The organism is Neisseria uirgultaei, from assembly GCF_962719845.1.
Taxonomy (GTDB): Bacteria; Pseudomonadota; Gammaproteobacteria; order Burkholderiales; family Neisseriaceae; genus Neisseria; species Neisseria bergeri.
The window spans coordinates 1-25,175 of the sequence record NZ_CAUIYF010000017.1; the positions used below are offsets into that span (position 1 = coordinate 1).

26 protein-coding genes, 1 tRNA gene, 1 pseudogene and 1 riboswitch are annotated in these 25,175 nt (G+C 54.7%); of the genes and pseudogenes, 8 read left to right on the top strand and 20 right to left on the bottom strand.

Features of this window, described 5'->3' with window-relative positions:
- Positions 1 to 172: 172 nt before the first annotated feature.
- From Q9J32_RS08870 to ubiG, 11 genes are all read right to left on the bottom strand, one after another.
- Positions 173 to 826, bottom strand: a complete 654-nt coding sequence (locus Q9J32_RS08870) for a TIGR01621 family pseudouridine synthase (RefSeq protein WP_107819629.1) — start codon at positions 824 to 826, stop codon at positions 173 to 175.
- A gap of 35 nt (positions 827 to 861) precedes the next feature.
- Complete coding sequence (coaD, locus tag Q9J32_RS08875; protein WP_301883653.1) at positions 862 to 1,374, bottom strand: pantetheine-phosphate adenylyltransferase; 513 nt, start codon at positions 1,372 to 1,374, stop codon at positions 862 to 864.
- Between the two features lie 119 nt (positions 1,375 to 1,493).
- Complete coding sequence (locus tag Q9J32_RS08880; protein WP_301883652.1) at positions 1,494 to 2,177, bottom strand: Bax inhibitor-1 family protein; 684 nt, start codon at positions 2,175 to 2,177, stop codon at positions 1,494 to 1,496.
- A 156-nt stretch (positions 2,178 to 2,333) separates the two neighbouring features.
- Positions 2,334 to 2,600, bottom strand: a complete 267-nt coding sequence (locus Q9J32_RS08885) for an oxidative damage protection protein (RefSeq protein WP_002223157.1) — start codon at positions 2,598 to 2,600, stop codon at positions 2,334 to 2,336.
- A 72-nt stretch (positions 2,601 to 2,672) separates the two neighbouring features.
- Positions 2,673 to 3,143: a 23S rRNA (pseudouridine(1915)-N(3))-methyltransferase RlmH gene (gene rlmH, locus Q9J32_RS08890; protein WP_188211193.1), complete on the bottom strand. Its 471-nt coding sequence runs from the start codon at positions 3,141 to 3,143 to the stop codon at positions 2,673 to 2,675.
- 53 nt (positions 3,144 to 3,196) lie between these two features.
- Positions 3,197 to 3,583, bottom strand: a complete 387-nt coding sequence (gene rsfS, locus Q9J32_RS08895) for a ribosome silencing factor (RefSeq protein WP_002214954.1) — start codon at positions 3,581 to 3,583, stop codon at positions 3,197 to 3,199.
- A 58-nt stretch (positions 3,584 to 3,641) separates the two neighbouring features.
- Positions 3,642 to 4,247: a nicotinate-nucleotide adenylyltransferase gene (nadD, locus tag Q9J32_RS08900; protein ID WP_301883646.1), complete on the bottom strand. Its 606-nt coding sequence runs from the start codon at positions 4,245 to 4,247 to the stop codon at positions 3,642 to 3,644.
- On the bottom strand, positions 4,244 to 4,843 hold the full coding sequence (locus Q9J32_RS08905; RefSeq protein WP_301883661.1) for a beta-class carbonic anhydrase: 600 nt from the start codon (positions 4,841 to 4,843) through the stop codon (positions 4,244 to 4,246). Before Q9J32_RS08905 ends, nadD begins: the two co-directional genes overlap by 4 nt.
- 28 nt (positions 4,844 to 4,871) lie before the next feature.
- Entirely contained in the window at positions 4,872 to 6,413 is a 1,542-nt protein-coding gene (locus Q9J32_RS08910; RefSeq protein ID WP_301883642.1) for an ABC transporter permease, read from the bottom strand.
- A gap of 244 nt (positions 6,414 to 6,657) precedes the next feature.
- On the bottom strand, positions 6,658 to 7,575 hold the full coding sequence (thrB, locus tag Q9J32_RS08915; protein ID WP_101083011.1) for a homoserine kinase: 918 nt from the start codon (positions 7,573 to 7,575) through the stop codon (positions 6,658 to 6,660).
- Between the two features lie 36 nt (positions 7,576 to 7,611).
- Entirely contained in the window at positions 7,612 to 8,340 is a 729-nt protein-coding gene (gene ubiG, locus Q9J32_RS08920; RefSeq protein ID WP_107819623.1) for a bifunctional 2-polyprenyl-6-hydroxyphenol methylase/3-demethylubiquinol 3-O-methyltransferase UbiG, read from the bottom strand.
- Positions 8,341 to 8,492: 152 nt separating this feature from the next.
- On the opposite strand from ubiG, the gene Q9J32_RS08925 reads away from it, so the two are divergent.
- The 4 genes from Q9J32_RS08925 to Q9J32_RS08940 all read left to right on the top strand — a co-directional run bounded on the left by Q9J32_RS08925 (position 8,493) and on the right by Q9J32_RS08940 (position 11,889).
- Positions 8,493 to 9,734, top strand: a complete 1,242-nt coding sequence (locus Q9J32_RS08925) for an aromatic amino acid transporter (protein WP_301883637.1) — start codon at positions 8,493 to 8,495, stop codon at positions 9,732 to 9,734.
- Positions 9,735 to 9,867: 133 nt separating this feature from the next.
- The gene (gmhB, locus tag Q9J32_RS08930) at positions 9,868 to 10,431 is read left to right on the top strand and encodes a D-glycero-beta-D-manno-heptose 1,7-bisphosphate 7-phosphatase (protein WP_301883659.1); all 564 of its coding nucleotides are present in this window, start codon (positions 9,868 to 9,870) and stop codon (positions 10,429 to 10,431) included.
- Between the two features lie 28 nt (positions 10,432 to 10,459).
- Positions 10,460 to 11,203 (top strand): lysophospholipid acyltransferase family protein, encoded by a 744-nt coding sequence (locus Q9J32_RS08935; protein ID WP_301883635.1) that lies wholly within the window; start codon positions 10,460 to 10,462, stop codon positions 11,201 to 11,203.
- On the top strand, positions 11,200 to 11,889 hold the full coding sequence (locus Q9J32_RS08940) for a YgjP family zinc-dependent metalloprotease (protein WP_301883634.1): 690 nt from the start codon (positions 11,200 to 11,202) through the stop codon (positions 11,887 to 11,889). The genes Q9J32_RS08935 and Q9J32_RS08940 overlap by 4 nt, the downstream gene beginning before the upstream one ends.
- A 574-nt stretch (positions 11,890 to 12,463) precedes the next feature.
- Here Q9J32_RS08940 and Q9J32_RS08945 read toward each other — a convergent pair.
- Positions 12,464 to 12,706: pseudogene (locus Q9J32_RS08945) on the bottom strand (hypothetical protein); the annotation flags it as partial.
- A gap of 215 nt (positions 12,707 to 12,921) precedes the next feature.
- A complete protein-coding gene (thiC, locus tag Q9J32_RS08950; protein WP_301883633.1) occupies positions 12,922 to 14,823 on the bottom strand; it encodes a phosphomethylpyrimidine synthase ThiC in 1,902 nt (633 codons plus the stop codon).
- Between the two features lie 90 nt (positions 14,824 to 14,913).
- A riboswitch (TPP riboswitch) is annotated at positions 14,914 to 15,013 on the bottom strand.
- Positions 15,014 to 15,162: 149 nt separating this feature from the next.
- Here thiC and Q9J32_RS08955 point away from each other — a divergent pair.
- From Q9J32_RS08955 to Q9J32_RS08965, 3 genes are all read left to right on the top strand, one after another.
- A tRNA-Met gene (locus tag Q9J32_RS08955) sits at positions 15,163 to 15,239 on the top strand.
- 181 nt (positions 15,240 to 15,420) lie between these two features.
- Positions 15,421 to 16,296, top strand: a complete 876-nt coding sequence (locus Q9J32_RS08960; RefSeq protein WP_301883631.1) for an NUDIX hydrolase — start codon at positions 15,421 to 15,423, stop codon at positions 16,294 to 16,296.
- Between the two features lie 8 nt (positions 16,297 to 16,304).
- Positions 16,305 to 17,243, top strand: coding sequence for an ABC transporter ATP-binding protein (locus Q9J32_RS08965; protein ID WP_301883629.1), 939 nt, complete (start codon positions 16,305 to 16,307; stop codon positions 17,241 to 17,243).
- A gap of 119 nt (positions 17,244 to 17,362) precedes the next feature.
- Here Q9J32_RS08965 and ptsP read toward each other — a convergent pair whose 3' ends face one another.
- From ptsP to Q9J32_RS08990, 5 genes are all read right to left on the bottom strand, one after another.
- The gene (ptsP, locus tag Q9J32_RS08970; protein ID WP_301883627.1) at positions 17,363 to 19,138 is read right to left on the bottom strand and encodes a phosphoenolpyruvate--protein phosphotransferase; all 1,776 of its coding nucleotides are present in this window, start codon (positions 19,136 to 19,138) and stop codon (positions 17,363 to 17,365) included.
- A complete protein-coding gene (locus Q9J32_RS08975) occupies positions 19,138 to 19,407 on the bottom strand; it encodes an HPr family phosphocarrier protein (protein WP_003677272.1) in 270 nt (89 codons plus the stop codon). Before Q9J32_RS08975 ends, ptsP begins: the two co-directional genes overlap by 1 nt.
- A gap of 68 nt (positions 19,408 to 19,475) precedes the next feature.
- A complete protein-coding gene (locus Q9J32_RS08980; protein WP_301883625.1) occupies positions 19,476 to 19,913 on the bottom strand; it encodes a PTS sugar transporter subunit IIA in 438 nt (145 codons plus the stop codon).
- Between the two features lie 88 nt (positions 19,914 to 20,001).
- Positions 20,002 to 20,565, bottom strand: coding sequence for a hypoxanthine-guanine phosphoribosyltransferase (locus tag Q9J32_RS08985; protein WP_301883624.1), 564 nt, complete (start codon positions 20,563 to 20,565; stop codon positions 20,002 to 20,004).
- A gap of 68 nt (positions 20,566 to 20,633) precedes the next feature.
- Positions 20,634 to 21,458 carry a DNA ligase gene (locus tag Q9J32_RS08990; protein ID WP_301883622.1) on the bottom strand — a complete coding sequence of 275 codons (825 nt, stop codon included), beginning with the start codon at positions 21,456 to 21,458 and terminating at the stop codon, positions 20,634 to 20,636.
- A gap of 89 nt (positions 21,459 to 21,547) precedes the next feature.
- Between Q9J32_RS08990 and Q9J32_RS08995 the strand changes: the two genes are divergently transcribed.
- Positions 21,548 to 22,180 (top strand): MBL fold metallo-hydrolase, encoded by a 633-nt coding sequence (locus Q9J32_RS08995; protein ID WP_301883621.1) that lies wholly within the window; start codon positions 21,548 to 21,550, stop codon positions 22,178 to 22,180.
- 67 nt (positions 22,181 to 22,247) lie between these two features.
- Here the strand turns inward: Q9J32_RS08995 and Q9J32_RS09000 are convergent, their stop codons facing one another.
- Together Q9J32_RS09000 and Q9J32_RS09005 are read right to left on the bottom strand one after the other, a co-directional pair.
- A complete protein-coding gene (locus Q9J32_RS09000; RefSeq protein WP_301883619.1) occupies positions 22,248 to 24,038 on the bottom strand; it encodes a DNA recombination protein RmuC in 1,791 nt (596 codons plus the stop codon).
- 339 nt (positions 24,039 to 24,377) lie between these two features.
- Positions 24,378 to 25,166 (bottom strand): cytochrome c1, encoded by a 789-nt coding sequence (locus tag Q9J32_RS09005; protein WP_025457453.1) that lies wholly within the window; start codon positions 25,164 to 25,166, stop codon positions 24,378 to 24,380.
- Positions 25,167 to 25,175: the final 9 nt, after the last annotated feature.

Genomic DNA, 25,175 nt, shown 5'->3' on the forward strand with positions numbered 1-25,175 from the left:
ACACTTATCGGTAATCTGTTTTGTTAAAGAGCGTTTGAACTGCTTCATCACCGCCGTTTCGTCAGCAGCGAAGACGCGAACTATACGCTTGAAGAGATTTGCGGTCAACCGTTTTCTTGAAAAATTTTTATAAAAATATTTATCATATTGTTTATAAATTAATTTATATTTATTAACCTGCTTTTGCCATATAAAATTCTTCCAGCACATGAGATATATTTTCAGTCTGCCATTCGTTTTTTAAGGGTGCAACAATTTCGATTTGTCGGTTTTGGTAGGCAAATTGTATTTTCCATGCATACAGAAACATGATTTCGGATTCTGTTCCGCCGTATAAGCTGTCGCCTAGAATCGGACTGCCCAAACTTTTCATCGCCACTCTCAATTGGTGCGTTTTGCCCGTATGGGGCTCAAGGATGAACAGCCGCAGTTTTTCGGCGATACTGATGCTGTGGAATCGGGTAACGGCAATATTTTCCATATTGCGCGTCAGCTTCCACATCCCGCGCCTAGATTTTTCCATGCCGCCTTTTATCCATCCTTGTTTTTTGGACGGTTTGCGGTCGGACAAAGCCAAATAGGTTTTCTTCATTTTCCTTTCGGCAAACTGTGCGGCAAAAACAGCGGCACTTTGGGGATTAAGGGCAAACAGCAATATGCCTCCGGTCTGCTTGTCCAACCTGTGCAGCAACCATACCTTTTCTACGCCCAACTGTGCCGCAAGTGTTGCCGTCAGACTGACTTCGCCGTCGGAACGGTGGACGGATATGCCTTGAGGTTTATTGATGGCGACAAAATCTTGGTGTCTGAATAAGATTTCCCACATATTTGAACCTGAATATATTTGACAGAAGCTTTCTGTCAGGCATTGTTGTGATGTTCTGCAATCATTTTTTGGTACACGGCCGGCGGCACATATCTTTTGACGGTTTCCGTCCAGCCTTCCGGCCCGACCAAGCCTTTAACCATAGTGGACGACACTTCGGCGATTTCGCGCGGCGGCATAAGGAATACGGTGGATATTTCGGGGGCGAGGTCGCTGTTGATATGGCGCATGGAACGTTCGTATTCATAATCGGAGGCGGAACGGATGCCGCGTACGATGAATCCTGCATCTACCTCACGGGCGTAATGCACCAAAAACCGGTTTTCAAATACATCGGTTCTAACGTTGGGAAACATTTTAGTAATATCGTGCAGCATATCCAGCCTTTCGGCTATCGTGTAGGTGTTGCGTTTGTCGGGATTGATGCCGATGGCGACGATGAGTTCGTCAAACATAGATTGCGCCTGCCGTATCATCCACAGATGCCCCAATGTGGGCGGATCGAAACTGCCGGCATAAACGGCTCGGCGCGGTGTATTCGGTAACATATGATTCCTCCCGACTTCATAGCCGGCTGTGTTTTTATGTGTGTGCATCCGTATTGCATGCCCAAAACAAAATGCCGTCTGAAATAAGTGCTTTCAGACGGCATGGTGTTTCGCCTACATCAGTCATCGCCGTTTAAGGACAGCAGGATGTTGAGCAAACTGCTGAAGATGTTGTAAAGCGAGATAAACAGTGTCAGTGCCGCACTGATGTGGCTGTCTTCTCCGCCGTCGATGACGGTGCGTACCTGCCACATAATCATTAAGGAACTGAACAAGACAAACCCGGCGGAAATGGTCAGTGCCAGCGAGGGGATACCCAAAAACAGATTGGCAACCACGGCGACCATCAGAATGACTGCACCTACGGTCAGGAAGCGTCCGAGCGCGTTCATATCGAGCCGGGTTCGGCGTGCCAATGCGGACATCGTTAAAAAGACGGCGGCGGTCATCGCGGCGGCAATACCGACGATTTTCGCACCGTCGGCAATATGGAGCGCGTATTGCAGCACGGGGCCGATCAATACGCCCATACCGAATGTGAATACCATCAGCAGGGCAACGCCGGTATTGCTGTAACGGTTTTTCTCGATGAAGTGGATCATGCCGTAGAAAAACGCCAGCACGACGGCAAACCCTATCCAGCGCGAACCGAAGGCGGCGTAAAAATTGAAGCCGGCATTGGCGGCAAGTGCCGCGCCTGCGGCAGCCGGAATGAATGAAAATCCGAGCAGGCGGTAGGTTTTCTGCAGGACGGTGTTTTTAGAAACCGTATGCACGGTGTAGTCGTAAACGTCGTGTTGCATATCATCTGCTCCTGAAAGCGCGGTTGGAAATAACGGGGGATTTTAACATTGCCCAATGTCAAAATTTGTCCGGTTGCGTGAAGATAAAGTTGTCCGGCGTATTTTAAAGGCCGTCTGAAGCAGGTTCGGACAGCCTGTGTTCAAAACGGAAAACCGTTATTGCGGAACGTATCCCTGAACGGCATCCGCGCCGTCGCCGAAGAAATACTGCTCCATCTGCTGAGCCAGGTATTCGCGCGCGCGCGGATCGGCAAGGCTTAAGCGGTTTTCGTTAATCAGCATGGTTTGGTGGCGCGTCCACGCCATCCATGCTTCTTGCGATACGTTTTCAAAAATGCGCTTGCCCAATTCGTTGGGAAGCGGTGGAAATTTCATGCCTTCGGCTTCTTTGTTGAGCTTGACGCAGAATACCATGCGTGCCATAGCGGATTCCTTTGCTGTGTTCAGAAATAACGGGGTGATTTTAACCGATTAGGGGTACAGACAAAAGCCTTCTTATTCCCGATGATAAGGATGGTTGTGCAGGATGGAAACGGCCCGGTAGAGCTGCTCGGTCAGAAGGACACGCACCATGCCGTGCGGCAGGGTGAGGCTGGACAGGCGCATCATCATGCGGGCTTGTTGTTTGAGGCGGTCGGTCATGCCGTCCGCGCCGCCGATGACGAAGCAGACGTGTTCGCCGTTTTGCTGCCAGCTTTTGAGGTGTTCCGCCAGCTCGACGGAGGTCGGTGCTTTGCCGCGTTCGTCAAGAACGACGAGGAACGCGCCTTGCGGAACGGCTTCAAGGATGCGTTTTTCTTCCGCCACCATACCTTGTGCGGCATTCACGCCCGCGCCGCGTTTTTCGGGTTTGATTTCTTTGAGTGCGTAGGCGACGTCGCGTCCGAAGCGTTTAGCGTATTCGGCGACGGCCTCATCAACCCAGCGCGGCATTTTGGTGCCGACTGCCAAGACGGTAATGTTCAATGCTTTCTCCCTTACAAGAAAATGCCGTCTGAACATTCAGACGGCATCGGGAATCAGTCTGCCGCGTGCCACGGCTTCTGCATTCCGGCATGGAAACTCGGTTTCTCGCCGCCCCAGAGGGTGTCGATGTCGTAGAAGTCGCGCACGGCAGGGAGCATAACGTGGACGACGAGGTCTCCTGCATCAACCAACGTCCATTCGCCGCTGTCGCCTTCGGTACTGAGGATTTCAAAACCGGCCTCTTTCAAATCGACGGCAACGTTATTGGCAAGGGCTTTGACTTGGCGCGTACTGTCGCCGCTGGCGATAATCATTCTGGCAAACAGCGAAGTTTTGTCTTGCGTTTCGAGAACGGAAATGTCTTTGGCTTTGATGTCTTCGAGGGCGTTGACGGCGACCCCGACCATTTTTTGCAGGTCTTGCAGTTCTTGTTCGTTCATTATGTTCCTAACGGGATGTTTTCAGACGGCATTATAGCCGTTCCTTACTGATTTGACTTTATTTTTCGTACAGCCGGTGTTCTCGGATATAACGGGCGGCGGCAGGCGGTATGCCGTCTGAAACACCGGCGGCACTCAGGTTGCGGCGGATTTCCGTTGACGACATATTATGCATCGGGACGGACAAGATGCGGACGCTGCCGTCCTGAAGGGACTTGCCCAGCCATGCGTGCAGCTGGTGCGGGGCGTGTTTGAGGCTGCCGCCCTGCCGCATGGCGACGGCGATATGGGTTTCGCGCACGAGCATCTGCCATTTTTTCCATGTGTGCAGCTTCATCAGGCTGTCGCTGCCCATCAGCCACCAGAGTTGCGCCGAGGGGAACTGCTGGCGAAAAATTTGGACGGTGTCGAAGGTGTAGGTTGCACCTTCTCGGACGATGTCGCAGTCGCTGACGGCAAAACGCGCGTCTTCTGCCGTTGCCAGTTCGACCATGGCAAGGCGGTCGGCGGCGGAAGCGGAGGCGGCGTCTTTGTGATACGGGCCACCTGCCGGCAGGAAAACAACCGTGTCCAACCCGATTTCATCGGCAAAGGCACGGGCGATATGAAGATGCCCGTTGTGTATCGGGTCGAAAGTGCCGCCGAACAGTCCGATTTTCTTCATGATGTTTCCATTCCTTCCGATAAGTCCATGCCGTCTGAAACACTGCCGTCCACAATCAGGGTCAGTTTGCCGGTAACGGGATGGATGACCAATCCGTGAACGGCAATATGGCGCGGCATCAACGGATGGCGGCGGATGAGTTCGACCGTATGGCGCACGCTGTCTTCGACGTTGTCGAAACCGGTCAGCCAGCCGTCGAGGTCGATGCCGGCATAACGCAGGGTTTCGATACGGTCTTCGGGAATATTGCTTTCATGCACCTTACTGAGAAAGCCGGCCGCATTCAAACCTTGCATACCGCAATCGTGATGGGAAATGACCATGATTTCTTTGACTTTCAGTTCAAACACGGCAACCAGCAGGCTCCTCATGACCGAACCCCACGGATGCGCAACCAGCGCACCTGCATTTTTAATCAGTTTGGCATCGCCGTTCCTCAACCCCAAAGCATTGGGCAGCAGCTCGATAATCCGCGCATCCATGCAGGATAAAATCGCCAACTCCCTGCCCGGGTATTTGTCGGTAAAATATTTCTCATATTCGCCCGACTCGACAAACTTCTGATTATAGGAAAGGATTTCGCTCAACTCGCTCATTTTGCCGTCCTCTGAAAAAGGGTTCACATTATAACGTTTCCGTCTGTTTTCCGCCTTCACCGTTGTCCAACAGCAGGAAAATGCCCACCGCAAATGCCGACAACAACAATGTCAACACCATTGCCCGCGCATAATTGTCTTCACCCGCACGCCCCAAATAGGCATAAATCAAAGTCGTCAACGTCTGCCATTCCGGACGCGACAGGAACAATGTCGCCGCAAATTCGCCCACGCAGGTTGCCGCCGCCAAAGTCAGGCCGCGCCGCAACGCCGGTTTCAAGAGGGGGAACGTGATGCGGTATGCCGTCTGAAAGCCGTTTGCGCCCAAACCCGCCGCCGCTCTGCCGTAATCCGGCGGCAGTGCGTCCCAAGCCGACAAAACATCTTTTGCCACAAACGGATACGCCAGCAGCGCATACATCGCCAACAGCAGCGGCAACGAAGCCGTCCACCCCGGATAAAGCAGCAGCACGCCCGCCGAAACACAAACCGGCGACACCATAAACGGCAAAAACATCAGCCCGCGCATCCACGCCAGCCGCCGCGCCGCCGCCGCATACACCACACCCAAAACCGCCGCCGCAAACACCGCCGCCGCCGAGAAGCGCAAAGTATTCCACACCGCCTGCCACGTTTCACTTTCCATTAACACACGCCACGATTCGCCGGCTGACCACGCTTTCACAACAATTGCCGACAAAGGAAACAGGCAGCACACGGACAACACCGCCGCCGAAAATGCCAGCAGCACATATTCCCCCACCGATTGCGGCGGCGACGGCATCACAGGGGAAACCGCCTTATCCGAACCCGCGCGTCTGCCGAACCACGCATACAGCAATCCCGCTGCCGCCGTTACCCCCAACACCAGCCACACCAGTGCCGAAGCCCCCGCCATATCGAGTTCGAACATAACCAACTGGTAAATTTCCACTTCGACCGTGGCATAACGGCTGCCGCCCAGCAGCAATGCCAGCCCGAACCCCGAAAAACAATACAGAAAGACAAGGCACACGCCGCCGGCAAGCCATGAGCGCAAAACGGGCATTTCAATGTCCCAAAACCGCCGCCACGCCCCCGCGCCCAACGTCCGTGCCGTCTGAAGCCGTGCCGCAGGCACTTGCACAAACCCCTGATACGCCGCCCTGACCAGCACGGGCAGGTTAAAAAACACATTGCCGTACAACAACAGATACGGCGTATCCTGCCGGCCGCGCCACAACAGCCCGTCCGCCCCGAACAAGGCCAGCACGCCCACGCCCGCCACCAGCGTCGGCATCACGAAAGGCAGCATCAGCAGGCGCAGCACCAAAGCCCGCCCCGGAAACGCCAGCCGCGCGAGCACCCACGCGACAGGTACGCCCAAAGGCAGCACCAGCACACAGGTTGCCGCCGCCTGAAATACCGTCCATGCCAAACGTTCGAGCATATAGGCATCCGACAGCACCGCGCGCCACGCCAAACCGTCATACGCCGCCATCGCCCACAAAGGCGCAAGCACCATCGCGGTCAAAAAAAACAGGGGTGGCAGCGTAACCAATCCGACAACCGCCCAACGCCGCATATCCATCCGTTTTCCCATTTCAAAACATAATGGCTGGATTGTACCCAAAGCCGATCAAAAATGACTGCACAATTTTATCCGTCCGCAGTCAAACCGCCGCCAACCGCCGGAATTCAGAGGCAAACACCGGCGCGGGTGCGTAACAAAGCAGCTGAAACCGGTACTCCGAACCGGAAAACATATTCAAACCCGAAACAAAATGCCGTCTGAAGCCCTTTCAGACGGCATTTCTGCCAAACGCCGGACGCACTCAATCCAAACTCAACAGCAGGTTGCGGAACGCGTTCGGGTCTTTGATAAACGTCATCTCGCCCGCCTGCGGAAAATGAAAGTCCAACAGGCGCGACACCCAAAAACGGATGCAGCCGGCACGTTGGGCGGTCGGGAAATACGCCTTTTCTTCGGCACTCAAGGGGCGCACACCCTCATAACCGCCGATAAACGCCTTTTTCAACGCCTCATCCAACTTATTGTCCGCCGTCCTTGCCCAATCGTTGACCGCAATCGCCAAGTCATACATAAAATTGCCCCGGCAGGCATAATAGAAATCGATGAAGCCCGATACCTGACCGCCGTCAAGCAACACATTGTCTTTAAACAGGTCGGCGTGGATGATGCCCGAAGGCAGATGGTTGCCGAGGTTGCCCTTCAGCGCGTCGATTTCGGAACACAGCAGCGCGGCATCGTCTTGCGACAGGACGGGCAGCAGTCGGGCGCACGCCTCCGTCCACCACGCATCGTAACGCGGGTTTTCCATTTCCAAAGGGAAATCGGCGGCGGCAAGGTGCATTTTCGCCAACATCGCACCGGTATGGAAACACTGTTCCGCCGTCGGCAGCGCGGTATCCGAACCTTTCAGGCAGGCAACCAAACAAGCCGGCTTGCCCGCCAAAACGGAATCAAGCCGGCCGTCCTTGCGCGCAACCGGCGCGGCAACCGCCACGCCCTTCATACTCAAATGCCGGTTAAGCTCCAGAAAAAACGGCAGCTCTTCCTGTTTCAACACTTCAAACACGGTCAGCACATAACGTCCCGAAGTCGTCGTCAGAAAATAATTGCTGTTGGTAATCCCCTGCGCGATACCCTGCAGGGAAACAAATTCCCCCAAATCGTAACCGCTCAGGAAGCCGCGCATTTCATCATCGGAAACACTGGTATAGACAGACATATCAACTCACTTGCTCAAAAACGGGCAAACCCGCCGTCAGAACGCCGGACGGCAGGCAAACATATAATTCACATCGGTCGAATCACACAGGGCATAAGTTTGCGACAACACATGGTAAGTCATACCCTTCGTATCCGCCACATCCAAGCCCGCCTGACGGCACATCCGCGCCAGCTCGGCAGGCGCGATGAATTTTTTCCAGTCGTGCGTGCCTTTGGGGACAAACTTCAACAGATATTCCGCCGCCACAATCAGATGCAGATACGATTTCGGGTTTTTATTGATGGTGGAAAAAAACACCATGCCGTCCGGTTTGACCAGCTTGGCACAAGCACGCACGATGGCGGCGGGATCGGGGACGTGTTCCATCATTTCCATGCACGTTACCACATCAAACGAGTACGGTTCCGCCTCGGCAAGGTCTTCCACGCGGATACATTCGTATTCGATATCGGCGACATTGTTCAAAGCCGCATGCAGGCGAGCGGTTTCCAACGACTGCTCCGCCATGTCGATGCCCTTGACAAACACCGCGCCGCGCCGCGCCATACTTTCCGCCAAAATCCCGCCGCCGCAGCCCACATCCAAAACCCGTTTGCCGCGCAAATTTGCGTGTCCGTCGATATAATCGAGCCGCAGCGGATTGATGTCGTGCAAGGTTTTGAACTCGCCCGACTTGTCCCACCATTTGTCGGCAATCCGGCTGAATTTGGCGATTTCCCCCTCATCGACATTATATTTTTTGTCGGACATTTTTCCTCCCATCTGACGAACCGCCCCACTCCAAAACCCAAGATTATACTATGGAACACGATGCCGTCTGAAAGCCTTTTCGGGCGGTGCGGCGCAAATACCTTACAAACCCTTACACTTTACGGCATAATGGCAGCCGCGCATTTCTAGAAGAAAGATAAACAATGTCAACCAAAACCCCTTCCCTATTCGGCGGCGCGATGATTATCGCCGGCACGGTCATCGGCGCAGGTATGCTCGCCAACCCGACCGCCACATCCGGCGTATGGTTTACCGGCTCGCTGATTGTGTTGCTCTACACTTGGTTTTCCATGCTTTCCAGCGGCCTGATGATTTTGGAAGTCAACACCCACTACCCCCACGGCGCAAGTTTCGACACGATGGTCAAAGACCTGCTCGGACGCGGCTGGAACATCATCAACGGCGTTGCCGTCGCCTTCGTCCTATACCTGCTCACCTACGCCTACATCTTCGTCGGCGGCGACCTGACCGCCAAAGGCATCGGCAACGCCTTGGGCGGCAATGTTTCGCTTACCGTCGGACAACTCGTCTTCTTCGGCATCCTCGCCTTTTGCGTGTGGGCATCCGCACGCTTGGTCGGCCGATTCACCGGCATCCTCATCGGCGGCATGGTATTGACCTTTATTTGGGCAACCGGCGGCCTGATTGCCGATGCCAAGCCGTCCGTCCTCTTAGATACCCAAGCCCCCGTCGGCACCAGCTACTGGATTTATGTCGCCACCGCCCTGCCCGTCTGCCTCGCTTCCTTCGGCTTCCACGGCAACGTCTCCAGCCTGCTCAAATACTTTAAAGGCGACGCGCCCAAAGTGGCGAAATCCATCTGGACGGGCACACTGATTGCGCTGGTAATTTACGTCCTCTGGCAAATCGCCATCCAAGGCAACCTGCCACGCAACGAGTTCGCCCCCGTCATCGCCGCCGAAGGGCAAGTCTCCGTCCTGATTGAAACCCTGTCCAAATTCGCCCAAACCGGCAATATGGATAAAATATTGTCCCTGTTTTCCTATATGGCAATCGCCACCTCGTTTTTAGGCGTAACCTTAGGTCTGTTCGACTACATCGCCGACATCTTCAAATGGAACGACAGCGTGTCCGGCCGCACCAAAACCGCCGCGCTGACCTTCCTGCCGCCTTTGATTTCCTGCCTGCTCTTCCCCACCGGTTTCGTTACCGCCATCGGCTACGTCGGCCTGGCGGCAACCGTCTGGACAGGCATCATCCCCGCCATGCTGCTCTACCGTTCGCGCAAGAAATTCGGCGCAGGCAAAACCTATAAAGTTTACGGCGGCTTGTGGCTGATGGTTTGGGTCTTCCTTTTCGGCATCGTCAACATCGCCGCACAGGTATTGAGCCAAATGGAACTCGTCCCCGTATTCAAGGGATAAAGGCAAAATGCCGTCTGAAGCCCGCCGGCGGCTTCAGACGGCATTGCCTCGTTATCGCGCGGCACAGGCGCATTTCCACCGATATTTCAGTATCGGTGCCATCCCCGAACCTGCCCAACCCAAAGGAACCGTGATGAAACTCATCATTCTCGACCGCGACGGCGTCATCAACCAGGACCGCGACGACTTCGTCAAATCCGTTGACGAGTGGATACCTATCGAAGGCAGCATGGATGCGGTGGCATTCCTGACGCAGGCAGGCTACACCGTTGCCGTCGCCACCAACCAATCCGGCATTGGCCGCAAATATTTTACCGTTCAAGACCTCACTGAAATGCATGCCAAAATGCACCGCCTCATCCGTCAGGCAGGCGGAGAAATCGACGGCATCTGGTTCTGCCCGCATACCGGCGCCGACGGCTGCGGCTGCCGCAAGCCCAAACCTGGTATGATTGAAGACATCCTCGAACGCTTCAACGCCCAAGCTTCGGAAACTTGGCTGGTCGGCGACAGCCTGCGCGATTTGCAGGCAATCGATGCCGTCGGCGGAAAACCCGCGCTGGTTCTGACCGGAAAAGGCAAAAAAACGCTCTCCCAACACGGACACGAATTGCCCGAACACACACAGGTTTTCGATACCCTGCTCGATTTCTCACAATACATCATGCAGGAAAACGCCGCACCGCAAGCCGACTGAACATACCGCATTCCGACAAGGCAAAACCATGCTCATCATCCGCAACCTGATTTACTGGCTGATACTCTGTTCCAGCCTGATTTTCCTCTTTCCCTTTATGCTGCTCGCCTCGCCTTTCCGGGACGGGGCGCACAAGATGGCGCGGGTCTGGGTCGGCATTCTCAACTGGTCGCTCAAACACATCGTCGGGCTCAAATACCGCGTCATCGGTGCGGAAAACATCCCCAACCGCCCCGCCGTCATCTGCGCCAAACACCAAAGCGGCTGGGAAACGCTTGCCCTTCAAGACATTTTTCCGCCGCAGGTTTACGTTGCCAAACGCGAGCTGTTCAAAATCCCCTTTTTCGGCTGGGGCTTGAAACTGGTCAAAACCATAGGCATAGACCGCAACAACCGCCGCGAAGCCAACGAGCAGCTCATAAAACAGGGTTTGGCGCGCAAAAACGAAGGCTATTGGATTACCATTTTCCCCGAAGGCACGCGCCTTGCGCCCGGAAAACGCGGCAAATACAAGCTCGGCGGCGCGCGCATGGCGAAAATGTTTGAGATGGACATCGTCCCCGTCGCTCTCAACAGCGGCGAATTTTGGCCGAAAAATTCCTTTCTGAAATATCCGGGGGAAATCACCGTCGTCATCTGTCCGACCATCCCGCACGCAAGCGGCAGCGAAGCCGAATTGATGGAAAAATGTGAACACCTCATCGAAACGCAGCAGCCGCTCATTTCCGGCGCAGGCCCGTTTGCCGCCAAAATGCCGTCTGAAACCGTATGACCTCCCTGATCCACACTCTTTCAGACGGCATGGAACTGACCATAGAAATCAAGCGCCGTGCCAAGAAAAACCTGATTATCCGCCCTATCGGCACACATACCGTCAGCATCAGCGTCCCACCCTGCTTCTCCGTCTCCGCTCTAAACCGCTGGCTGTACGAAAACGAAGCCGTCCTGCGCCGCACCCTTGCCAAAACGCCGCCGCAAACTGCCGAAAACCGGCTGCCCGAATCCATCCTCTTCCACGGCAGACAGCTTGCCCTCACCGCCCATCAAGACACGAAAATCCTGCTGATGCCGTCTGAAATCCTCGTTCCCGAAGACACGCACGACAAACAGGCGGCACTGTTGGCAACCTTTCTGAAACAGCAGGCCCAAAGCTACCTGATTCCCCGCCTCGAACGCCACGCCCGAACCACACAACTGTTCCCCGCCTCCTCCTCGCTGACCTCTGCCAAAACCTTCTGGGGCGTGTGCCGCAAAACCACAGGCATACGCCTCAACTGGCGGCTGGTCGGCGCACCGGAATACGTTGCCGACTATGTCTGCATACACGAACTCTGCCACCTCGCCCATCCCGACCACAGCCCCGCCTTTTGGGAACTGACCCGCCGCTTCGCCCCCTACACGCCCGAAGCGAAACAGTGGCTCAAAATCCACGGCAGGGAACTGTTCGCCTTGGGTTGACGCGACCCGGGTCAGCCCGCCGCTTTCAAACGGCATCCGTGCCGGAACAGGCACGCGCCCGCCCGATTCAAACCGCGATGACGCTTTGCCGCCAGTTCGGGGCAGGATGGCGGCATCCGTGTCGTCCGCCGCGTTTCATTTCACACCGCCCTTCCGAAACCCGCCCGATCCGACGTGCGGTATGAAACGCTTAAGCTGGCGCGAAGTCTTCTACTGATTTGCCCGCGAAAATGCCGTCTGAAAGTCCTTCAGACGGCATTTTTTGCGTTTTCCGGGATGGCGGCGGATTCGTAAAAGGCGGGCAGGGTGGATTGTAAGATGGGTTGAGACCTGCCGAATCCGCCGCACCCGCCAAATCTACCGCCGTCATTCCCACGAAAGTGGGAATCTAGAACGCGGGGTTAAGAAAACCTGCACCACGTCATTCCCACGAAAGTGGGAATCCAGGACGAAAAATCTCCAGAAACCGTTTTACCCGATAAGTTTCCGCATCGACAGACCTAGATTCCCGCCTGCGCGGGAATGACGATGCAGGTATTTCTGACGATTCATCGAGCCGTAGCAACTGTATTTTTCACCCCGTCGGGCAAAAATACCAAAACTCAAATCGAGCCGTCCGGATACCATTTTCGGTGGTGCCGTTTTCGGCAAAATAATCACGCATCCGGGCATTCAATATCGTCAGCAGTTTGCGCATACATGCCGTAACGGCAACCTTATACGGCTTACCCTTGGACAGCAGGCGTTGGTAGAAATCCCGAATAAGCGGTTTAAAACGTGTCGCTACCACGGTAGCCATATACAGCGCCTTACGCATTTATCCTGCGCCTGCCGATATGCCGTCATTCCCGCGCAGGCGGGAATCTAGACCTTCAGGCGGCGGCAATATTCAAAGATTATCTGAAAGTTTGAGGTTCTAGATTCCCGTTTTCACGGGAATGACGAAAGCTTGCGGGCAGCAGGGGAATAACGAAGTTTCAGACGGCATCGGGAGCTTTGTCGGGCTTCAGACGGCATTTTTTGCTTGACGTTTTAGCTGTAAAGCTTCGCTCCTTTTTTGACGAACTCAATCGCTTTTTCCTCCATGCCCTGCCGTTGGGCTTTCTGTTTGTCGGCGTAGTCGCGCACTTCCTGCGTGATTTTCATCGAGCAGAATTTGGGGCCGCACATTGAGCAGAAGTGGGCGATTTTCGCGCCTTCGGCGGGCAGGGTTTCGTCGTGGAAGCTTTCGGCGCGTTCGGGGTCGAGGCTTAAGCGGAATTGGTCGCGCCAGCGGAACTCGAAACGCGCCTTGCTCAGGGCGTTGTCGCGTAATTGTGCACCCGGCCAGCCTTTGGCAAGGTCGGCAGCGTGGGCGGCGAGTTTGTAGGTGATGATGCCGGTGCGCACGTCTTCTTTGTCGGGCAGGCCGAGATGCTCTTTCGGGGTAACGTAGCAGAGCATGGCTGTGCCGTACCAGCCGATATTGGTCGCGCCTATGCCTGAAGTGATGTGGTCGTAGCCGGGGGCGATGTCGGTAACGAGCGGGCCGAGTGTGTAGAAAGGTGCTTCAAAGCAGTGTTGCAGCTCTTCGGTCATGTTTTCTTTGACGCGTTGCAGCGGCACATGGCCGGGGCCTTCGATCATCACTTGTACGTCGTGTTTCCATGCTTTGGCGGTCAATTCGCCCAAGGTGTGCAATTCGGCGAATTGGGATTCATCGTTGGCGTCGGCAATGCAACCGGGGCGCAGGCCGTCGCCGAGGCTGAACGATACGTCGTAGGCTTTCATGATTTCGCAGATTTCGTCGAAATGCGTGTAGAGGAAGTTTTCCTGATGGTGGGCAAGGCACCATTTCGCCATAATCGAACCGCCGCGCGAGACGATGCCTGTGAGGCGGTTGGCGGTCATCGGCACATAGCGCAGCAACACGCCCGCGTGTATGGTGAAATAGTCCACGCCTTGTTCCGCCTGCTCGATTAAGGTGTCGCGGAACAAATCCCAAGTCAAATCTTCGGCAATACCGCCGGTTTTTTCCAAAGCCTGATAGATGGGCACTGTGCCGATGGGGACTGGCGCGTTGCGGATAATCCATTCGCGCGTTTCATGGATGTGCGCGCCGGTGGACAAATCCATAATCGTGTCCGCGCCCCAACGCAGCGACCACACCATTTTTTCGACTTCTTCGGTCAGGCTGGAGGTGACGGCGGAATTGCCCAAGTTGCCGTTGATTTTGACGCGGAAGTTGCGGCCGATAATCATCGGTTCGAGTTCGGGGTGGTTGATGTTGGCAGGGATAATCGCGCGTCCGGCGGCAATTTCTCGGCGCACGAATTCGGGCGTGATTTGGTCGGGATGGGTCGGGATGTTCGCACCGAAACTTTGCCCTGCGTGTTGTTTCAAGAGCTTGGCGTATTCAGGCCGTCTGAAAAGCTCGTCCAGCTTCATGCGTTCGCGTATGGCGACAAACTCCATTTCGGGCGTGATAATGCCTTGGCGGGCGTAATGGAGCTGGGTAACGTTGCCGCCGGCTTTGGCGCGGCGCGGGCGGGTGATTTGGTTGAAGCGCAGATGGGCGGTTTTCGGATCGTGTGCGCGTTCGATGCCGTATTCGCTGGAAAGCTTGGGCAGGATTTCGGTATCACCGCGTTCGTCCAGCCACGCCGTGCGGATGTGCGGCAGACCTTGTTTCAGGTCGATATGCGCCGCCGGATCGCCGTACACGCCGCTGGTGTCATAGACGGGAATCGGCGGATTGGCCTCCGTACCTTGCGCCGTGTAGGTGTCGTCCTGACGGATTTCGCGCAAAGGCACGCGGATGTCGTCGCGGCTGCCTTGCAGATACACGCGCTCCGAGTTCGGATATTTAAAGCGGATGCCGATGTCTTCGCTCAAGTCGGCAAGCTCGCGCGCTTCGTTGCCGGAAGTTTTGGCGGTTTTTTTTGGCGTAGTCATAAAAAATGCTCCTGTTTTCTCGTTTAGAATAAAGAAACAGGAGCGTTTTGCGTTTTCAGACGGCATTTGAAAACCAATGCCGTCTGAAAGGCAGAATCCGTGAAAACTCCCCACGCAGGTATTATCCAGATCGGGTGTAAAGGGTATTTCTCAGCCGCCTGAACATCAGGCAGCACCCCTGTTTCGATGTTAACCAAAATTAAATCACGAACATGAACTTTTGTAAAGAAAATAATATTTCAAATCAGGCATAAACCGCCGGACGGCAAAATTTTATAATTTTTCGCGGAAGTAATGTTTGACAACATAAAAAATCTACCGTATAGTTCCATCTTCTGACGCGGGATGGAGCAGCATGGTAGCTCGTCGGGCTCATAACCCGAAGGTCGTAGGTTCGAATCCTGCTCCCGCAACCAAATATTAAACCCCTTGGTTCAATGCCGAGGGGTTTTGTTTTGCCTGTCTCCTGCCGCCTCCGTTTTTTGCCTGATTTTCCTTCCTGCCGCAATATCGGAACAGCAGCCCGCCGTCTGTTTGCGGTTGCAAATTCAGGCGGCTTGGCTACAATCTTCCACATTATGTTCAAGAAAGCCAACCATGCCGACCGTCCGTTTTACCGAATCCGTCAGCAAACACGACCTTGATGCCCTGTTCGAGTGGGCAAAAGCAAGTTACGGTGCAGAAAGTTGCTGGAAAACGCTGTATCTGAACGGTCTGCCTTTGGGCAACCTGTCGCCGGAATGGGTGGAACGCGTCAAAAAAGACTGGGAGGCAGGCTGCTCGGAGTCTTCAGACGGCATTTTTCTGAATGCGGACGGCTGGTCAGATATGGGCGGCCGCTTGCAGCACCTCGCCCGCTCATGGAAAAAGGCAGGGCTGCTTCACGGATGGCGCAACGAGTGTTTCGACCTGACCGACGGCGGCGGCAATATCTTGTTCGCACTCGAACGCGCCGCTTTCCGTCCGTTCGGACTGCTCAGCCGCGCCGTCCATCTCAACGGTCTGACCGAATCGGACGGCAGATGGCATTTCTGGATAGGCAGGCGCAGTCCGCACAAAGCAGTCGATCCCGACAAACTCGACAATACTGCCGCCGGCGGTGTTTCCGGCGGCGAAATGCCGTCTGAAGCCGTGTGCCGCGAAAGCAGCGAAGAAGCCGGTTTGGATAAAACGCTGTTTCCGCTCATCCGCCCTGTATCTCGGCTGCACAGCCTGCGCCCCGTCAGCCGGGGTGTGCACAATGAAATCCTGTATGTGTTCGATGCCGTCCTGCCCGAAGCCTTCCAACCCGAAAATCAGGACGGCGAAGTGGCGTGTTTTGAGAAAATGGACATCGGCAGCCTGGTTGCCTCCATGTTGTCGGAAAACATGATGCACGACGCGCAACTGGTTACGCTGGACGCGTTTTGCCGTTACGGTCTGATTGATGCCGCCCATCCGCTGTCCGAGTGGCTGGACGGCATACGTTTATAGGATGCGCTATGCTTGAACTGAACGGACTCTGCAAACGCTTCGGCGATAAAACCGTTGCCGACAACATCTGCCTGACTCTCGGGCGCGGTAAAATACTCGCCGTTTTGGGGCGGTCGGGATGCGGAAAATCCACCCTGCTGAATATGATTGCGGGGATTGTCCGGCCGGACGGCGGCGAAATTCGGCTGAACGGGGAAAACATTACCCGTATGCCGCCCGAAAAACGCCGTATTTCTCTGATGTTTCAAGATTACGCGCTGTTTCCCCATATGAGTGCGCTAGAAAATGCGGCATTCGGTTTGAAAATACAAAAAATGCCGAAAGCCGAAGCCGAACGCCTTGCCATGGCGGCACTTGCCGAAGTCGGACTGGAAAATGAGGCGCACCGCAAGCCTGAAAAACTTTCCGGAGGCGAAAAGCAGCGGCTGGCACTGGCGCGCGCTTTGGTTGTCCGCCCTTCCCTGCTGTTGCTGGACGAATCGTTTTCCAGTTTGGACACGCATTTGCGCGACCGGCTGCGCCGCATGACTGCCGAACGTATCCGAAACGGCGGCATCCCTGCCGTTTTGGTAACGCATTCGCCCGAAGAGGCCTGCACGGCGGCAGACGAAATTGCCGTGATGCACGAGGGGAAAATCCTTCAATGCGGTACGCCCGAAACTTTGGTTCAAACGCCTTCCGGCGTGCAGGTCGCCCGTCTGATGGGTCTGCCCAACACCGACGATGACCGCCATATCCCGCAAAATGCGGTGCGTTTCGACCAAGACGGCATGGAGTGCCGCGTATTATCCCGTACCTGTTTGCCCGAATCGTTCAGCCTGTCCGTCCTCCATCCGAAACACGGCATCCTGTGGCTGAACCTCGATATGCCGCACGCCGGTGAAATATCGGGAAACGATACGGTACGCATCCATATCGAAGACAAGGAAATCGTCCGTTTCCGTTGATGCTTCCTTAAAAACAAAATGCCGTCTGAAAAACCTTTCAGACGGCATTTCTTGACCAAAGCAGCTGTATTTTTTAAGGGCGTTATTTGACTGCAATCCGCTCGCATTGTCAACAATATTTATTTCCGCCCCTTGACTTCGGTTTCTTCCTCGACCGACACGCTGTTGATCTGTTTGATCAGCTTTTCCGACTTCTCTTCGTCTTCGCAGCGGATGACTTTCGCAATATCGTTTTCGAGCTGTCCGGCATTGCTGTGCAGAATGATGTTTTTGACGGGCAGGATGTTGTTCGGATTCATGGAAAAACGGCGCAGCCCCATACCCAATAAAACGCGGGTAAACGCGGTATCGCCCGCCATCTCGCCGCATACGGATACGTCTTTGTCCATGCGGTTGGCGGTACGGATGACGTGTTGCAGCATTTTCAGCACGGCGGGATGGCCGGGCTGGTAGAGGTGGCTGACGCTGTCGTCGCCGCGATCGACTGACAGAATATATTGGATCAAATCGTTGGTGCCGACGGAGATGAAATCGACCAGTTTCAAAATGCTGCCGACGGTCAGCGCGGCAGACGGAATTTCAATCATGCAGCCGATGCCGACTTCGCCGAAGGCATCGCCGCGTTCGGCAAGCTGGCGGCGGGCGGTGTCCAAATGAATCAGGCACTGGCGCACTTCGGATACGGAGGTAATCATCGGCCACATCATGCGGACGGGGCCGTGTACCGCCGCACGGAGGATGGCGCGCATCTGGGTGCGGAACATGACCGGTTCGGCAAGGCACAGGCGGATGCCGGTCAAGCCGAGTGCGGGGTTGAGGCTGCCGTTGGGTGTGCTGTTTTGGCCGAACCAGCGCGGATTTTTATCGACACCCAAATCGACTGTCCGTATCGTTACGCTTTTGCCCTTCATTTTTTTGACAATCGCGCTGTACACTTCGTACTGCTCGTCTTCAGACGGCATCGTATCGCGGTTCAGGTAAAGAAACTCGCTGCGGAACAGCCCGATGCCGTCTGCGCCGAGGTTGTGCAGCGGTTTCACGTCTTCGGCGGATTCTATATTGCCCACAAGCTCGATGCAGACCCCGTCGGCGGTGGCGGCGGCGGTTTTTTTGAGCTTGTTCAACTCGCGTTTGTGGCTGCGGTATTCGCGGGCACGGCGGCGGTATTCGTCCAAGACGGTTTCATCGGGCGCGATAAGCAGGATGCCGTTGATGCCGTCCACGATGACCGTTTCACCCTCTGTAATCAGTTTGCGCGCGTTGTGCAGCCCGACGACGGACGGGATGTCCAAGCTCCTGCCCAAAATCGCCGTATGCCCGGTGGGGCCGCCGGCATCGGTAACAAAGGCGGCAATGCGCTGCTCTTTAAACAAAACCGTGTCGGCGGGCGAAAGGTCGTTTGCAATCAGCACGGTTTCGTCAAACAGGTTGTCGGCAACCTCCAACTCGTTGCCCTGCCCGATCAGGTTGTTGTGGATGCGGCGGACGACTTGCAGCATATCCTGCTTGCGTTCGCGCAAATAGGCATCGTCCATATTGTCGAATTGGGCGGCGAGTTTGTCGCTCTGCTGCTTCAATGCCCACTCGGCGTTGATTTTTTGTTCCCTTAAAATATCGACGGGTTCGCGCGACAAGGTAACATCGGTCAAGAGCATCAGGTGCAGCGAGATGAACGCGCCCAACTCGGTCGGGGCGTTTTCGGGAATCGCGCTGCGGAGCTGTTCCAACTCTTTGCGCGTGGCTTTGACGGCGGCATCGAAACGTTCGGCTTCGGCATCGGTGTCCGCCTCCGCGACATCATACTGCGGCACTTCCTCCGTGCCGCGCGCAATCAGGTGGGCTTGTCCGATGGCGATGCCTTTGCCCGCAGCGACACCGTGCAGCACGATACTCATTATTCGCCCTCGCCGAAGTAGTCGTTGATTAAGTCGGTCAATGCCTTCATGGCGGCGGCTTCGTCCAAGCCGTCGGTTTCCAGCTCGATGACGGTGCCTTTGGCGGCGGCGAGCATCATTAAGCCCATGATGCTTTTGCCGTTGACGCGGCTGCCGTTTTTCGTTACCCAGACTTCGCTTTGAAACTGAGACGCGGTTTGGGTGAATTTGCTGGACGCGCGGGCGTGAAGTCCGAGTTTGTTGATGATTTCGATGGATTGTTTGAGCATTTCGATTCCCGTTTTATGTATATCGGCAGCAGATGCCGTTTAAAATATTTTCCTGCCCTGCCGCTTCTTCAGACAGCATCGCCGCTGCGCCGGCACACCAAATCTTCGGGCGCGGACGTGATGGCGAAAATGCCCTTTACCGCCGCCTCTCTGACGCATTCGGTAAAGGCGGCAAGGTCTTCCGCCGTCGGCGAATATTGGACGGCCTTAATCATCATCGGCGCATTCAGGCCGGTCAAAATCGCCGATTTGTTTTCGCGCACGAGCCGGCGGGCGGCATTGCAGGGGGTCGCGCCGAAGATGTCGGTCATAATCAATACGCCGTGGTTTTCAGGAAATTCTTGCAGCGCGGCAATGGCGTTATTGATGATGTCGTCTTGGTCTTCCGTCGGCTGCACGCCGAGTATGCGGACGTTTTCAGGCAGCCCGCTTGGGAAAAAATGATGTGCCAGCTTGCGGTAGGCTTCGCCTATGGTTTCGTGTGTAACGATTAAAAGCCCTATCATGGTGTATATGCGTCCTGTTTATAATTCTTCTGCCAACCTGCCGTATAAACGTTATGCCGTCTGAAAAACATTCAGACGGCATGCCTGCCTATTTGCCGTTCAGTGCGTAAATCTCGCCTAGATTGCGCCAGCAGCCTGCCGCATCCATGCCGTAACCGAAAACATAACGGTTCGGCACATCCAGTCCGACATAATCGGCTCGGACAGGCTTGGGTTTGTCGATCAGCTTGTTGGCGAACACCGCCGAACGGCAGCTTGCCGCACCCATTTCCAAAAGTTTGGCTTGAATGGCGGACATCGTATGCCCTTCGTCCAGAATATCGTCCAACACAACCACATGTCTGCCTCGGATTTGTTCCGCATCGGGCATACGTTTCCAGTTGAACGCGCCGCCCTCCAACTTGTCGCCGTAACGGGAAACATGAACATAATCAAAATCTAACGGAAAGCGCAACAGCGGCAGCAACTGGCCCGTAAACACCACCGCCCCGCCCATCACGGGCAGAAGCAGCGGATATTTATCCCCCAAATCGCGCGTAATCTCGTCCGCCACTTTTTGCAGCGCGGCACGGCATTGTCCTTCATCGAACAAAAGCTCGGCGTTTTCAAGCATCGCCTGTGTTTCAAGGCGTTTGGTTTCTAAATTGGTCATATGTCGGAATCGGTCGGTAAAAGGAAAATTATAAACCAAAGTATCGGCTGCCGTCCGAACCGTCCTGCTCAGCGGTCAGTACGTACGCGCACAAATGTGGCAAATTTCGGCGTACCTTTCTGCGTAAAGCCACGGTAGCGGTAGGTAATCAGCGTGCCGATTTTTGGCGGATTGTCGCGGTCTTTGTCTTTGAAACCGCTGCCGATGCGGAATTCGCCGTGTCGGTTTTTGCAGCCGACCGCGCCCAGCCGTCCGGCGTTTCGCCCTTTGCCCTCATAGTGCCGCGTTACCGTGCATTCATCGTCGTATTGGCTTTTCAGCTTCAATAATTGGCTGCTCCTGCCACCGCTGTAACGGGATTCGGGCTGGCGCAGCATCACGCCTTCGCCGCCCTGCGCTTCGATTTGTTTCAAAAAATCCATCGCGTGCTGCCGGTCGCGCACTTTGATTTGCGGGATGATGGTAATCGGCGCGTTCGGATGCGTTTTCAGCCATTGCGTTGCGACTGCCAAACGTTGGTAGAGGTTGCCCTGCGCCTTGGGTACGTCGAAAACGTGCAGGCGGATACCGCGCCAATCGCCGGAAGACGAACGCACGGCGGCGAAAATCTGCTCGAACTGACCGCGCCCGCTATACAATTCGCCGTCCAAAGGATAAGGCGGAAACTGCGCGGTAAAACCTTTGGGCGGAGTAAACGCATACCCCTGACGGCTCATCAGGTGCTTTCCGTCCCAATACGCGCGCACGCCGTCGAGTTTCTCGCTCATCGCCCAGCCTGCAATCTCTTGGTCTTTGTATTCCTGCGCCAGCATCAAATCCGCCGCGCCTGCCGATGCAGGGATGAAAACCGCCGTAAAAATCGGTATGATGCCGCCGATTATCTTTTTAATCACCTGATTCCCCCAATATCAAAACAGGCGGCAAACCGCCATAAAACAAACGACAAACCCGATGCCGTCTGAAAACCGTTTAGGAACACGCCATGACCCTACGTTACGAAATCCTCTCCGTTACCCCCTTCCGCCAAAACTGCACCCTGATTTGGGACGACGAAAGCGGCGAAGCCGTCCTGACCGATGTCGGCGGCGACGTGCCGTTCCTGCTGCAAGCATTGGCAAACCGCAAGCTCACGCTCACGGCAATCTGGCTGACGCACGGTCATCTCGATCATGCAGGCGGCGTGGTCGAAATGTTGAAAACGCGTAACGTTCCCGTCCTCGGGCCGCATCCGGACGATGAATTCCTGCTCCAATCGCTGCCGCAAACCACCGCGCAATACGGATTCCCCGTCTCGCCCGCCTTTGCGCCGAACCGTTGGCTCGAAGAAGGCGAAACGCTCACGGTCGGACGCTATGCCTTTCAAGTGCTGCATATTCCGGGGCACACGCCGGGACATGTCGTCTTTTATTGCGCCGAGGCGGAATTGCTGATTGCGGGCGACGTGCTGTTTTACGAAACCATAGGCAGAACCGATTTTCCGCGCGGCAACCACGCCGACTTAATCAATAATATCCGCAACAAATTATTCGCCCTCCCCGAAACCGTGCAAGTTGTCGCCGGACACGGGCGTATGACTTCCATCGGACACGAAAAGCGGCACAATCTGTTTTTCTAACCGCCTTCACTACGGTCTTCAGACGGCATCATCTTCACTGATGCCGTCTGAAACACATCCGCCTTTCCTATTCGGCTTCGTCAGCCGCTTCCTGTTCCGAAGGTTTGCCCAAAGCAAATGCCGTCTGTTCGTTGGCACGTTCGGTCAAATCGCGTGCAAGCTGTTTGCCTGCCTTCACGCCCAACAGACGCAGTTTCTCGGCGCGGCCGACCAGATTCCCGCGCCCCTCGGCAAGTTGCTTGAATGCCGTCTGAAAGCTGTTTTGCGCCTGATCGATGCCTTTGCCGACGCTTTCGAGCGTCTGTACGAAGCCGACAAACTTGTCGTACAGCTTGCCGCCTTCGTCCGCAATCGCCAGCGCGTTTTGGTTTTGCTGTTCGTTGCGCCAAATATTCGCCACCGTCCGCAAAGTCGCCAGCAGCGTACTGGGGCCGACCAGCATAATCCGTTTGTCGAAACACTCTTGGAACAAGCCTGCGTCATTCTGCAACGCCAACAGGTAGGCCGGCTCGACGGGTATAAACATAAAGACGAAATCCAAAGTGTTCACACCTTCCAAATCGGTGTAATCCTTCAGCGACAAGCCTTTCATATGCGCACGTATGCTGGCAACGTGTGCCGCCAACTCGCGCGCCGCCGTATCCGCATCCGCCGCCTGCGTATAGCGCACATAAGCCGTCAGCGAAACCTTGGAATCAATCACAATCTGCTTGTTGTCGGGCAGGTTGACCAAAACGTCGGGCTGGAGGCGGCGCGTGCCGCCGTCTTCCTCTTTTCGGACAGATGCCGCCTGAACCACATATTCCCGCCCTTTCTGGAGGCCGGAATTTTCCAAAACCGTTTCCAGAATCATCTCGCCCCAATTGCCCTGAACCTTATTCTGCGTACCGGTCAGCGCGTTGGTCAGGGCCTTTGCCTCGCTGTGCAGCTGCGCGTTCAGCCCCTGAAGCCGTTTCAATTCGTTTTCCAACGTCAGCCGCTCGCGCGATTCTTTATCATAGGTTTGCTTGACCAACTCGCCGAAACCGTGGATGCGTTCGTTTAGCGGGTTCAAAACCTGATGGAGCTGCTCGCGGTTCTGCTCGGTAAAACGGCGGCTTTTTTCTTCCAAAATCGTGTTGGCAAGATTTTGAAACTGATCGCTCAAGCTCTTGCGCGCCTCGCCCAGCAAGGACAGCTTCTCTTCAGAAGCAAGGCGTTCCTGTTCGATTTGCGTTGTCAAACGTTCGTTTTCAACCGCCAAACCCTGCGCCTTTTCCTGCAACTCGGTATGCGACTGCCTCAACCGCTCCGCTTCCGCCTCTTTTTCCTGCAAATAGGCAATCTGTTTTTCGGCTGCGGCAAAACGGTTGCCCACATCGGAAAGGTCGTTTTGCACGTCGCGGACAGTTTGGCGGCTTTCTTCCAAATCGGTTTCGATTCTTTGGCGGATTTGGCGTTCCAGGGCATATTGGTCGGCAAATGCCTTCCGCTCCTGTCCGAGCTGGGTTGCCAAACGTTCGTTTTCAACCGCCAAACCCTGTACCTTTTCCTGCAAATCGATATACGACTGCTTCAGCCGAACCGATTCCGCCTCTTTTTCCTGCAAATAAGCAATCTGCTTTTCGGCTGCGGAAAAACGATTGCCCAAAGCATAATTTTCGTCCTGCAAATGCTCGTATTTCCCATCCAAAACGGCCAATTCCGATGTAATTTCTGCGTGTGCCTGTTCAACAAAATCACATCTTGCCGCCTTTTCCGCCAATTGCGCGTTCAATACGGCTAATACACCTTGAAACCGACTCTTCATCAGTAACCATGTAAACAACACGCCTGACAGCAAAGCCGCCAGCAATAGCAACACAGTCATCAGCTCCATAAATCATCCTAATATTCAAACATTTTTCACACCGGACAAAACCGCCGCTTATTCCGATTCTACCTGTTTGTTCGACATAGCTCCAAAAAATATAGCGGATTGGCTTTAAACCTGTTCGACATCGCCTTACCATGCTGCTTACGGTTTCAGACCTTTTCCTAATTCAATATCAATCTGCCACAAACCCTGATTAAGTTCCCGATGTCTGACATTTTTAGAATGATGCCGTCTGAAATGTTGCAGCTATGTTCAGACGGCATACGGGTGCTGATTTTCCCAAGGGGCCGAAGCATGCAAAAAGGGCAAACCCTAAAGGATTTGCCCTTTTGTTCCAAACGCTTAATGTACGTCTTTCCAATATTCTTTTTTCAGGAAATACGCCAAAGGCAGCATAACCGCAAATAGGAAAATCATCACGATATAGCCTATACGTTTGCGTTGCAGTTGTGCAGGCTCGCCCATGTACACAAGATAGTTCACCAAATCGCGTACATATGCGTCGTACTCTTTTTGGATCACTTTACCGTTAGGCAGACGGCGGCTGTGCAAACCGGTAGATTCCCAATACAGCTTAGGCTTCATCTCGCCGTGTTCGTCTTTTACCATAACCGGCTGACCTTTGGCATCCAACTCAACGGCTTGAACGCCTTGCTGTTCCCACAGCGGGTGAGGCATACCGACTTTATCAAATACGGTATTGTTCCAGCCGCTCGGACGCGTAGGATCCTTATAGAATCCGCGCATATAGGCGTAAAGGTAGTCTGCACCTTTGGAACGCGCAATCAACGTCAAATCGGGCGGAGCAGCACCAAACCATTTTGCTGCATCTTTAGGATCCATTGCAGCATGCATCACATCGCCGACATTATCGGTGGTAAACATCAGGTTTTTCTTGATTTCTTCGTCAGTCAAACCGATGTCTTTCAAACGGTTGAAACGCATACCGCTTGCCGAGTGACATGACAGACAGTAGTTGGTAAAGATTTGTGCGCCGCGCTGCAAGCTTACTTGGTCGCGCAAATCGATATCGACTTTCTCATAGTGTGCATGACCGCCCGAAGCAAATGCCGCACTCATGGGTACTGCCAACAGTAAGGCAGCAAACCAGTTTTTCATAACTTGTTTCATTTTGACTGC

What these genes read in the sequence shown, in the direction of transcription:
- Q9J32_RS08870 (WP_107819629.1), bottom strand. Translation starts at nt 826, where the DNA reads ATGTGGGAAATCTTATTCAGACACCAAGATTTTGTCGCCATCAATAAA.
- coaD (WP_301883653.1), bottom strand. Translation starts at nt 1,374, where the DNA reads ATGTTACCGAATACACCGCGCCGAGCCGTTTATGCCGGCAGTTTCGAT.
- Q9J32_RS08880 (WP_301883652.1), bottom strand. Translation starts at nt 2,177, where the DNA reads ATGCAACACGACGTTTACGACTACACCGTGCATACGGTTTCTAAAAAC.
- Q9J32_RS08885 (WP_002223157.1), bottom strand. Translation starts at nt 2,600, where the DNA reads ATGGCACGCATGGTATTCTGCGTCAAGCTCAACAAAGAAGCCGAAGGC.
- rsfS (WP_002214954.1), bottom strand. Translation starts at nt 3,583, where the DNA reads ATGAACGAACAAGAACTGCAAGACCTGCAAAAAATGGTCGGGGTCGCC.
- nadD (WP_301883646.1), bottom strand. Translation starts at nt 4,247, where the DNA reads ATGAAGAAAATCGGACTGTTCGGCGGCACTTTCGACCCGATACACAAC.
- Q9J32_RS08905 (WP_301883661.1), bottom strand. Translation starts at nt 4,843, where the DNA reads ATGAGCGAGTTGAGCGAAATCCTTTCCTATAATCAGAAGTTTGTCGAG.
- Q9J32_RS08910 (WP_301883642.1), bottom strand. Translation starts at nt 6,413, where the DNA reads ATGGATATGCGGCGTTGGGCGGTTGTCGGATTGGTTACGCTGCCACCC.
- thrB (WP_101083011.1), bottom strand. Translation starts at nt 7,575, where the DNA reads ATGTCTGTCTATACCAGTGTTTCCGATGATGAAATGCGCGGCTTCCTG.
- ubiG (WP_107819623.1), bottom strand. Translation starts at nt 8,340, where the DNA reads ATGGGAGGAAAAATGTCCGACAAAAAATATAATGTCGATGAGGGGGAA.
- Q9J32_RS08925 (WP_301883637.1), top strand. Translation starts at nt 8,493, where the DNA reads ATGTCAACCAAAACCCCTTCCCTATTCGGCGGCGCGATGATTATCGCC.
- gmhB (WP_301883659.1), top strand. Translation starts at nt 9,868, where the DNA reads ATGAAACTCATCATTCTCGACCGCGACGGCGTCATCAACCAGGACCGC.
- Q9J32_RS08935 (WP_301883635.1), top strand. Translation starts at nt 10,460, where the DNA reads ATGCTCATCATCCGCAACCTGATTTACTGGCTGATACTCTGTTCCAGC.
- Q9J32_RS08940 (WP_301883634.1), top strand. Translation starts at nt 11,200, where the DNA reads ATGACCTCCCTGATCCACACTCTTTCAGACGGCATGGAACTGACCATA.
- thiC (WP_301883633.1), bottom strand. Translation starts at nt 14,823, where the DNA reads ATGACTACGCCAAAAAAAACCGCCAAAACTTCCGGCAACGAAGCGCGC.
- Q9J32_RS08960 (WP_301883631.1), top strand. Translation starts at nt 15,421, where the DNA reads ATGCCGACCGTCCGTTTTACCGAATCCGTCAGCAAACACGACCTTGAT.
- Q9J32_RS08965 (WP_301883629.1), top strand. Translation starts at nt 16,305, where the DNA reads ATGCTTGAACTGAACGGACTCTGCAAACGCTTCGGCGATAAAACCGTT.
- ptsP (WP_301883627.1), bottom strand. Translation starts at nt 19,138, where the DNA reads ATGAGTATCGTGCTGCACGGTGTCGCTGCGGGCAAAGGCATCGCCATC.
- Q9J32_RS08975 (WP_003677272.1), bottom strand. Translation starts at nt 19,407, where the DNA reads ATGCTCAAACAATCCATCGAAATCATCAACAAACTCGGACTTCACGCC.
- Q9J32_RS08980 (WP_301883625.1), bottom strand. Translation starts at nt 19,913, where the DNA reads ATGATAGGGCTTTTAATCGTTACACACGAAACCATAGGCGAAGCCTAC.
- Q9J32_RS08985 (WP_301883624.1), bottom strand. Translation starts at nt 20,565, where the DNA reads ATGACCAATTTAGAAACCAAACGCCTTGAAACACAGGCGATGCTTGAA.
- Q9J32_RS08995 (WP_301883621.1), top strand. Translation starts at nt 21,548, where the DNA reads ATGACCCTACGTTACGAAATCCTCTCCGTTACCCCCTTCCGCCAAAAC.
- Q9J32_RS09000 (WP_301883619.1), bottom strand. Translation starts at nt 24,038, where the DNA reads ATGGAGCTGATGACTGTGTTGCTATTGCTGGCGGCTTTGCTGTCAGGC.
- Q9J32_RS09005 (WP_025457453.1), bottom strand. Translation starts at nt 25,166, where the DNA reads ATGAAACAAGTTATGAAAAACTGGTTTGCTGCCTTACTGTTGGCAGTA.